This is a genomic window from Blautia sp. TF10-30, from assembly GCF_003481245.1.
In the GTDB taxonomy this organism is placed as follows: domain Bacteria; phylum Bacillota; class Clostridia; order Lachnospirales; family Lachnospiraceae; genus Fusicatenibacter; species Fusicatenibacter saccharivorans.
Window position 1 is genome coordinate 317,270 of the sequence record NZ_QUKM01000002.1, and the last position, 10,267, is coordinate 327,536.

Below are 10,267 nucleotides of genomic sequence, written 5' to 3' on the forward strand. Positions count from 1 at the left end.
CAATTTCCGTATCCAGCTCCTTCTTTTCCGGTAATACTTCTTCCATATAAGAAAGCAATTCCGGCGGAATCTCCTCAGCTATAATATTTCCATTGTGGTATGGGGAGCATCCGTTGTGCTTATTAGAATAATATACTTTTACATAAAATATCCCTCAGGGCTTCAAACCCTGAGGGGCATCCTCGTTCATTTCAATTTTCCTTTTGTTTTTCAAGCTGTTCCATACAATATTTTTCTGCCAGAATTATAAATTCATCTGCAACTGAAATCTGCCGTTCTGATTCTTCTTTACTTGCAATATAAAAATCATCATAATCGCTGGCATGGCGAATCTCTTCTGCCTGTCCGATTTTCCTTCCCATTTCTCTTGGAAACACTGATGTTTTCACATAATCCTTATTGAAGTTAGCCACAGCATCCTTATGCCTTTTATATGCTTTACCGCTTACAGCATGTACTGCATTAATTGCATGAAAAATAGAATAGTATGCCCTGTTATTGGCTCCTTTATAATCTTCAATAGAAAATAATGCTCTTGCTGATTTCAGATCATTTCGGGCTGTTTCCAGACGATATAACACCAGATCCCGTCTAGTACCGATTTCCTGATTATGCTGCTCCATACAAAACTACCCCTTCTTTATGAATATTGGAATAAAATGGATAGTTCACAATCCACTTGTTAAAATGTGCTTCACTTTTTGCAATAGGCTTAATATCCGTGTCATGATCCATATTAAAGTCATAGGTCATGTACGAGAGCTGTTGTGCATATGCCTTTAATTCCAGATCTGACATATCTACCAGAATCATAATGTCCACATCAGAATCCGGACGGAAGTCACCCCTTGCATAAGAACCATAAAGGATTATCTGACGTACATGGGAACCATAAATCTTCTTGACCTCTTCCACATACTTTTTAATTAAATCCTGCATAATCTTTGGCATACATCATCACCTCATTTTCTGCTGATAATACTATAAGTTTCTCGATTCACAAATCTTTCTTCTTGATTTTATTATAACCAGTTTACCTTCGTTTCTCAATCAGTATTTTCCATGTATCAATTTTACTACTTTCTTCGACGAATTTTGTTCACCGTTATAGCCAATCCATCATGTCCATTTACTTTTAACGCATCGTTTATTATGCTTTATATAGTATTATTTTACCTTTCCAAATCAATATATGGTATGCAAATTAATATCAAGATACTAGGAGACAAAGTATTCCACTGCGTTTTCCGGGAAGAATTCCTTAAACTCACCATACATCTGTGCTGCAAGTGTTTTATTGTGCGCTATGATCAAGGTTGGCTAAGCCCCATTAACAAGGCAAAGACCATCTGCATATGGATCCGTGTCTCCTTCGATGCTTCCAGCAACAGTTTTACCTGCTCCAAAGTATATGTTTTAGTCTCATCTACAATAATCGTATAATACTTTGACTTTTTTACTCCTTTTGGCAGTTCCAAACCTTCACAGGGATTCGTCATAATCAACCTTTTCGATAATGCGTATCTCATAGAGGTATTCATAATTGTTCTTGCCCTTTTAGGAATAGCAGAATATTGTTTTACAGGTTCTTTATACATTTTCATCAGATGCCCTTGATTGAGCGCAAGCAGCCTCAGACCGCCAATTCTGGGAATAATATGTTTCTGAATACAGTCCCTATAATTATAATAGGTATTCGCCGTAAATGACATATCAGATGGAGACATTCTCCATCTGATATACTATCATACAGATACGATCATTTCAATATATGACTAAACCCCAACAGTTTAGCATCGTAATACCCAATTGCCACCTTTAAAAAGATAACTGTATCTTTTTTTCATAAATATTAATAATTCTTCCTATAAATAAGGCTGTCAGTATGGTTCCTATACCAAGACCATAAAAATGGGTATGATTAATTAAACATAAAATAATAGTGACAAACACAAGTGTAATATCAAAAGTATTTTTCACTATTGAAAAAGGAAAAGAGAAGACTTCTGAAATAGTTTTTACAATACCATCAGTTGGTGTTAAAATAAGATTTGTTTTCACGCTTAAAAATACGCCCATTGCAGTAATGAACATCGTCATAATAAAACAAATAACCCTTAAGTATAAACTTAACGATAATGTAGGAATTATAAAATCATATAAATCAGTCAACCAACCAAAAGCAAACGATAACGGAATTTCTAAAATAAAAGTAACTGTGATCTTTTTGGATAAAATACATTGAATAATAACAAATATTAAGTAACAGATAATAGAAGCTGTTCCTAAAGAAATGTTATAGATTTGTGATATTGAATACATCACAGAACTAAAAGCAGCAACTCCTAAATCAAAGCGAACATTTAATACAACAGCAAAAGCTATTAAATTCAAACCAAGAAAATACAAAAAATATTTTTTCATTCTTATTACCTCATCATGTCTATGGTACTGTAAGCCACCAGAACCGGAGATTCTGCCTTGATGGCACACTTATAAAAAGCCCAAAGGTCTTGATTTCAAGGCTTTCAGGCTTAAGTTAACCCCAGCGGAGTCTGTTGTGTTTATCTTACTGGAATTTCACCTTCATCTATCAGTCTGTCTGGGGAAAATACAATACGGATTCTTCCGTCTGTCGCAACCTTGCAATCTCCGTCAAACGCATTCTTACCGCCATCCTCGATTTTCGCAGTTCCTGAAAGGATATTCTCACAGATGCGTATCGCTGTATTCATGATGCTATGATCCATGGAACCAACGAAAGGCATTCCCGCATATCCCACATGGCCATTAAAATTGCGGTCAAATTCACTTTCATAGGACTTGATTTTATCCAGAGCTCCCAATAGTGTATTAATACTGTCTCTGCAGAGCAGATTACCATTGCAGGCATCTCCAGAAAACAGGATTCGCTCTTTCCGATCAAGGAAACAACAGCCTCCCGATGTATGACCCGGTGTCTCAATTACCTCGATACTGCGTCCCCCCAGCTCAAACACCATCCCCTCCTTCAAAGGAAGACATTTTGGCATCTTTTGTATCCGCCGGATATCCGCAGGGCTACAGTCATACACATCGTAAGCTCCCATATTTCCCAAAAGTTCCACATAATCTGCGATGCTATCATAATTTATCGGTTTAAGACTATCCTCATCTTTTTCGTGAATATATACCTCTTCAAACTGAGCAGCTCCTCCGATATGATCCGGATGTCCATGTGTCAGCACTACATCATAGGGAAGCGGAGTCAGCCAGGAAATCAGCTTTTTCAGGTCTGTCATTCCGACACCCGTATCGATGAGTAATGCACGTTCCGTACCTTTTAACAAAAACATGGCTGTCATACCAGCCTCATTGATAACCCAGGTGTCTTTTGCAATCTCCGTCACCTGATATGTAGTCAGCTTTGCCATATGCATTCCATCCTTTCCGCATCAGTGCATAAATACATTTTCTGCATCCTCATCTAATGGTACAGTAAATGCCGGAGCATGTTTAACAAGAAGCTCCATCAGCCTGTGGTCATAATTATCTTTAACTTCGCAGATATTGTCAAAAATCATAATTGCCTCTTTACCTGGCTCACATACCGGCCACTGCGGAAGAGAAGGAACGGAAGGATTTCCGTATCTCGCAAAGTTTATCCAGGCACCACATATTCTCTCCTGCAGGCGGTCTGTTTCTCCCGGCACATTGCAGATAGGAATTCGGTCAATATTATGGAAAACAAACGGGATTTCAGAGCAATGCCATGCCAGTTTTCCTCCCTCATATGGGAATTCATAATTAAACATGTAGGAATATACGGGAGCTTCCTTATGTACTGACTTCTTCGCAATGAAATCTTTCGATGCATAACGGAAAATATAATCCAGCGACAGAACATCTACAAGGCGATTATTCGGATATGCTTTTTCGAATTCTGCTGCAATCTCTTCTGCATCCTCCTGAAAGCATTTTTCCAGAAGTTTCATCGTTTCCTCACGGGTCAGTTCATCCCTATTCTCCAGAACCGGCTTGAAATCAAATTCTCCAAAAACGCTACCCACTATCACCGGAATCTTTTTTGCTCCATCGGTAAATCCTACTCTGCGCGGATCACCGGCATACCATGAATTTGCTCTCGGCTCTCCTCCCACGTAGAGTCCTTTCTCCTGCAGCTTGGGTGACACCTTATTATATGCTTCCGCAAGGAAATAGTAAGGAATCGTTTCCAAATCCTCAACGGATTCCAACTTCAATTCCGTCAGAAGGGCCTCCACAATTGCGGTACCGTCATCCTCTGCCTCTTTTTTACCTTCTTCTATTACGCCGCTCTGGATAATCCCCTTATGGAATAAACCTTCTGCAGCCGGTGTATTCATCAGGGAATAAACTTTCATTCCACCACCGGACTGACCAAACAGGGTTACATTACCTGGATCTCCGCCAAAACCAGCAATATTGTCCTGAATCCAATGAAGGGCTGCGACCATATCTGCATTTCCCACATTAGCAGAATTGTAGTATTTTTCCCCATAAGCAGATAAATCAAGATATCCCAAAATATTCAGACGATGGTTCAATGACACGACAACCACATCTCCGTACTCACTCAGATGATCTCCCTCATACGCCACCTGTTCAATGGATGAGCCTGCAAAGAATCCACCTCCGTGCAACCATACCATAACCGGTTTTTTTGCTTCCGGATCCAGACTCTGTGTCCAAATATTCAGATACTGGCAATTCTCATCCATTGGCCAGTAACGATGTGGGATCATAACCTCCATCAACGGATGATCCTGCATCAGCATAGGGCACACATAACCATAGGCCAGAGCATTTTTAATACCTTTCCATGGTTTTACCTCTCTGGGCATTTGAAAGCGATCAGCATCAGCATACTTGATGCCATGGAAAGTGTATGTAGAATTCATCTTAAATCCCCGTATCTTACCCGCCTTAGTCTGAACTACCGGTTCTGCCTTACTACAGTAAAAACAATCTCCCATTTTGTATTCCACCTTTCTTTAGTAATTTTATGTATATCTTATTTCATTACCATTTTGTCATTTTTTTGTTACCGTTTTATTACATCTCTATCTCCACATACAGTTTGCATATTGGTCTCTTCCTGTATTGCAGCCCGATACTGAGAGGGAGTCATATGATAATGCTTTTTAAACACACGAAAAAAGTTTTCCGTATTTTCATATCCAATCTCTTTTCCGACTTCAGTCATCCTCTCATTTTCTAAACTTTTTCACCTCATTATGCAATAATTGTTGATACCCATCTACTATAATCCCATACATTTCAGAATGATCCGAAGATTATGGACTGCACATCTTTGCACATCTCCGAGACACAGACGAGGTTTCTTATCCAAATGTCCTTTGTACCCGATTGCTCTGCCATCATCTAAAATAAAAGCAACTTCCTCATTGGCCGGGCATATCTTTGGCACAAAGCTTGCCGGATCATTGAAAAATGTTTTCATATCATTTGCCTGCATGTAGACTTTTTCCCCATCAACCAAAATCTCTCCATCCTTCATCTCGGCAGTATGTCCTTCACCCAGAGGTGCCATGACTGTATCCGGTCCTTCCGGATCAACCGTAAAGGAATTCCAGCGGGCTGCAAAAACCGGTGCAAATGGTACTTCCTGCACCATAATTACCTGCCCACGTTCATCAAACTCCGGCATAACTGTTCTCACAGCCTGAAGAATATTCATGGCCCTTCCTTTTCCTCCCGGCATAATCAAATCATTTCCGGCATGCATGGATTTCCAGGGTGTACTGCTGCCTCCGTTCCAATCAGTCATGATCAGACCTTCAAATCCCCATTCTCCGCGGGCAAGATCCGTACATAAGTCATAACTATCTGCTGTAGGAACACCGTTGATCAGATTGTAGGAACTCATGATAGACAACGGCTGAGATTCCTGAATAGCAATTTTATAGGGTTCCAGATAAATTTCCCTCAGTGCCCGCTGACCAATCACAGAATCCACAGCATTCCGATTCGTCTCCTGATTATTAGCTGCATAATGCTTAATGCATCCACCTCCTCCTGGCAGGCTCTGAAGGCCGCGTACCATTGCTGACGCCATCTTTCCAGATATGAGAGGATCTTCAGAAAAATATTCAAAATTTCGTCCGCACATAGGATCACGCTGAATATTCATTCCTGGTCCCAGAAGCAAATCAATCCGCATTGCCTGCATATCTGCTGCCATTCCGCATCCTACCTGTTCCAAAATTTCCGGATCAAAAGACTGAGCAAGAAGCGTACCCACCGGCCATGCCGTACAGTAATGGTATACCTGCCTCTTTTCCCCCGATTCCAGATCGGTTGCCTCAAACTGCTGTGTGATACGCACACCGCCCGGACCGTCTGCCAATACAATAGAAGAAACACCATAACTTTCCAGTGCGTGTGTTGTTTCCCCTGCCGCTCCAGGTACAGATTCCGAACTGGCTCCAATCACAGGATTGTTCTCATCCTGCACACCCCAGCCTGTACCACAGCAAAGATCCGCCAATTGTGCAGCATCAAGCTGTGCGGCAAATTCTTCCATTGACACTCTGCCCGAAGCCACATCATTCAGCTTCCATTCTTTCTTTTCCACATACCGTACTGTTTCGTAAGGCATAACCGGCTGATAGCTGGTATCTGTCGCATATGTAACCACCTTTTCATCGCTATAGGCTGAACGCGAATCCAGCGTTTCCGGTATCTGCACAGCCAGAAGAACCGGTACATCCTTCCATATAGTTTCATCCTTTCGGTCAGTTAACCCCTTCTTTTCCTCCAAAGTTTCCGTTAACGGAAGCTCCACCAATACCTGTTCTGTCAAAGCAGTTTGTTCCAGCCGAATCTTGCACACCGGTTTTGTATCTCTGGAAGAAGTACCGATACGCACTCCATAATCTCCTTTTGACAGAATATAACCTCCTGCATTTTCACTATAAGATGCAAGATTACGTAGCGGTATGCGGATTTTGATATCTTCCTTTTCGCCCGGTGCCAGTAACATCGTTTTTTGGAAACCTTTCAGCTCCTGTTCCGGCATATCCATCTCCGATACCGGTGCAGAAACATATACCTGCACAACTTCACGTCCGGCAAACGCTCCTGTATTTTCTACTGTTACGCCAAGAACCAGTGTATCCTCATCCAGCGATGCCTCCAGATTTCCCAGTGCAAATGTCGTATAGGAGAGTCCATAACCAAAAGGATACCCCGGCTCAACATTAAATGTATCAAAGTAACGATAACCTACATAAATTCCTTCCGTATATACTGCTTTATTAAAATCCTGAAGGAAATTGCCTGCCGTAGGATAATCTTCATATTTTTTTGCCCAGGTTGCGGTCAGCTTTCCTGACGGTGTTGCCTTACCTGTGAGAATATCGGTAACGGCGGCTCCTCCCTCCTGTCCTGCCTGCCCCATGAGAAGAATAGCATCCGCACAAGCCGCCTCCAGATCCTGCACCGATATGGAGCCCGGAACATTCAGCACCAGTACCAATGAGGAAAAAGCTGACCGCAGCTTTTTGAGATTATCCATCTCCACTGCAGAAAGCCTGTAATCTCCAATTTCATACTTTTTATCCCCAATGGATACTTCTTTTTTCATGAAACGATCATTTCCCTCACCGGAATTTCTCGAAATGACACAAATAGCAGTTTCTGTTTCTTTTGCATATTCTTCCAGTTTTTCTGTTGTCAGCGGTTCCTCCGGAAACGCAAAAACACTCATGACCTGGTCCTTCATCTCTCTTTTGGCCAGATCATAGCATCTGGCCCACGCCATCTGCTGTTCCCGGTTCACAATCTCAAAACCTTCTGTTTCCATAGCATTCAGAATATTAATATGATAACGCAGAGACTGATCCACATCCTGATCACCACCGCCGGAAAGACCGCCGTTAAAAGGATCTCCCGATCCCGTTCCGCCGCGGATTGTTCTGGCAGCTCCGTTTCCAAACAAGGCAATCTTTCCCCTGCCCTTTAACGGAAGAACCCCATTTATGTTTTTTAAAAGTACCATTCCCTGCGTCGCCGCTTCTCTCGATATTGCAGCACCGCTGATCTCACGTTCGGACATCGGCGGATATATCGTATTACTTTTCATATTTTTTCCCTGCCTTTCATTTCTATTCCCCTCTTATCCATTTATGAAAAGAACCTGACTCCTTACGAATCAGGTCCCTTTATCAGTTTCCATATTTTTGTTTATGAAATTTTTTCTGCCAGGAAATCTGTCATCATCTGTTCTGTTTCTTCCAATCCATTAGCCTCATAATCCGCAATCAGCTTATCCCAGTTTGCATCAAAATTATCTACACTTTCTGTCACGCACTTAATCAGTCCCGGCCATGCAATCTCATTCAGAATTTCCACATTGTTCGTAATCTCCTGCGGTGTCGCATATGCCCAAAGTGGGGAATACGGCGGTGTTTCGAATTCATCTGGCTGCGGGAAGATATCGGTCAGCATCTCTACATTCCATGCTTCACAAGCTGCCTTCTGCTCCTCGTTATACTCTGCAATTACAGATTCTCTCGTAACAGGTGTGTAAGGATTACCATTTTCATCCACTGCACCGTCTCCATAAATCGGAAATCCCGTATAATTGCCAATACCAGTATTTTTTCCGTAATCCGGATCAGAACTTGCTTTTGCAATCTCTTCTTCCGTACGATATCTCATTCCATTCTCATCTACAAAATAGTTTTCTCCTTCAACACCCCATTTGTAAAGTACTGCACCCTCATCGGAGCAGAGATAATCAAGGAATTTAATTGCACGAACCGGATCCTCACAGTCCTTTGTGATTGCCAGTCCGTATCCAACCTGAAGACCCTGATACATCAGTGTGGGTGCCTTCGTCTCAGCATCAATTGTCACAGGAAGCGGACAATATGTTTTATCCAGTTTTCCTTCTGCTTTCAATGTTGCTTCCGCCTGTCCATAATGCCAAAGTGCATCAGTAATAGCTACAACACGTCCGCTGGCAAGCTTTGCAATGTAATCGTCATCTGTCTGTGTTGCAAAGTTTGGATCCAGAATTCCCTCATCATACATACGACTCAGCCATCTGAAATATTCTTTTTCTTTATCACTCACATGCTTGTAAATGCAGTTATAGTTATCATCAACAAGCCAGGAACCGTTATCCGGTGCACCATCAGCAATAAATCCAGCGGGATTACTGAGTGTAATGAGCCAGTGCCAGTCAGCAGCACTCATGGAAATACCAATGGTATCCAGACCATCATCGGTTTTAGGATGTGCTGCCAGGTACTGCTTGATCAGGGCTTCATACTCCTCCAGAGTCTTAGGATATTCATAATTATTTTCCTTAAGAGCTGCGTACTGTATCTGGCAGTTTCCTCCGGTTGCCAAAATCTGGTATCCTACACCAGCATAAGAAAGCTGATATATTCCTTCATCTCCAGAACCCCATTTCAGCTTTTCAAACTCATCGCCGTACATTTTTTTAATATTTGGACCATATTCCTCGATCAGATCTGTCATATCAATAAGTGCACCTGCCTCATACAGACTGTTTACACTTTGCTTAGCATAAATCATATCTGGATATTTGTCCTCAGCAATCATCAAAGATATATCCTCGTCAGGATCGCCTGTACTGGATACCGGATAGGAAATATCCAAAGTCACACCTGTGGCTTCAGTAATCGCCTGAGCAACAGGATTTTCCCAGTTACCATTTTTTCCGTCTGCATTGTAGTACTTGAAAGTTATAGGTGACAAATCATCCTCACTGTCCCCAGTACTGCTCTCGCTGTTTTCATTCTTGCCGCTTTCGCTCTTACTGCTTTCCGTATCCTTGGAGCCACATCCTGCCACTGTTCCAACGCAGAGTGCTGCTACCATAAGCAGAGCTAAAATTTTCTTCCTTTTCATGTTATTCCTCCCTATATTCTTAGAAAGTCCTACTATAAGGCCAAACATTTGAGATTTTACAATACCTCTATTATTTGTCTCTCATTGCAATAACTCTCCAAAATTATTTTAGATTTTCACGCGCGTTTTTACTTATCTAAAAGATATCATGGATAGTATATTGGAAGATATAGAAGAATTAACCTTTAAATTTAGAAATATTGACTAATCATTTTTGTAAAAAAAGGTACACCCGTGCGAACCTTGAAAATTTCATATAAAACAATAAATTTATGTCAGGAAATGGTATCATGATCTCAGATTATTTGTGAGGTGATCCCATGTCTTTTGCTAAGAATGAATA

General features: G+C 41.4%; 9 protein-coding genes and 1 pseudogene. All 10 read right to left on the minus strand.

The window, feature by feature from the left end:
• Window positions 1-191: 191 nt before the first annotated feature.
• The 10 genes and pseudogenes from DXD02_RS03920 to DXD02_RS03960 all read right to left on the minus strand — a co-directional run bounded on the left by DXD02_RS03920 (window position 192) and on the right by DXD02_RS03960 (window position 9,924).
• Window positions 192-623, minus strand: a complete 432-nt coding sequence (locus DXD02_RS03920; protein WP_055228289.1) for a HEPN domain-containing protein — start codon at window positions 621-623, stop codon at window positions 192-194.
• On the minus strand, window positions 610-951 hold the full coding sequence (locus DXD02_RS03925) for a nucleotidyltransferase domain-containing protein (RefSeq protein WP_118666419.1): 342 nt from the start codon (window positions 949-951) through the stop codon (window positions 610-612). The genes DXD02_RS03920 and DXD02_RS03925 overlap by 14 nt, the downstream gene beginning before the upstream one ends.
• Before the next feature lie 270 nt (window positions 952-1,221).
• A pseudogene (locus tag DXD02_RS16205) lies at window positions 1,222-1,320 on the minus strand (DEAD/DEAH box helicase family protein); the annotation flags it as partial.
• Window positions 1,311-1,727, minus strand: coding sequence for a hypothetical protein (locus tag DXD02_RS03930; RefSeq protein ID WP_118596014.1), 417 nt, complete (start codon window positions 1,725-1,727; stop codon window positions 1,311-1,313). The pseudogene DXD02_RS16205 and the gene DXD02_RS03930, both read right to left, overlap by 10 nt.
• Window positions 1,728-1,818: 91 nt before the next feature.
• Window positions 1,819-2,424 carry a YczE/YyaS/YitT family protein gene (locus DXD02_RS03935; RefSeq protein ID WP_117510997.1) on the minus strand — a complete coding sequence of 202 codons (606 nt, stop codon included), beginning with the start codon at window positions 2,422-2,424 and terminating at the stop codon, window positions 1,819-1,821.
• A 140-nt stretch (window positions 2,425-2,564) separates the two neighbouring features.
• Window positions 2,565-3,413 carry an MBL fold metallo-hydrolase gene (locus DXD02_RS03940; RefSeq protein WP_158555036.1) on the minus strand — a complete coding sequence of 283 codons (849 nt, stop codon included), beginning with the start codon at window positions 3,411-3,413 and terminating at the stop codon, window positions 2,565-2,567.
• Window positions 3,414-3,434: 21 nt separating this feature from the next.
• Window positions 3,435-4,994: a carboxylesterase/lipase family protein gene (locus tag DXD02_RS03945; protein WP_117761402.1), complete on the minus strand. Its 1,560-nt coding sequence runs from the start codon at window positions 4,992-4,994 to the stop codon at window positions 3,435-3,437.
• Window positions 4,995-5,062: 68 nt separating this feature from the next.
• Window positions 5,063-5,224 carry a helix-turn-helix domain-containing protein gene (locus DXD02_RS16330; RefSeq protein ID WP_082426292.1) on the minus strand — a complete coding sequence of 54 codons (162 nt, stop codon included), beginning with the start codon at window positions 5,222-5,224 and terminating at the stop codon, window positions 5,063-5,065.
• A gap of 57 nt (window positions 5,225-5,281) precedes the next feature.
• Entirely contained in the window at window positions 5,282-8,125 is a 2,844-nt protein-coding gene (locus DXD02_RS03955; protein WP_118601769.1) for a beta-glucosidase, read from the minus strand.
• 101 nt (window positions 8,126-8,226) lie between these two features.
• Complete coding sequence (locus tag DXD02_RS03960; RefSeq protein ID WP_158580168.1) at window positions 8,227-9,924, minus strand: extracellular solute-binding protein; 1,698 nt, start codon at window positions 9,922-9,924, stop codon at window positions 8,227-8,229.
• Window positions 9,925-10,267: the final 343 nt, after the last annotated feature.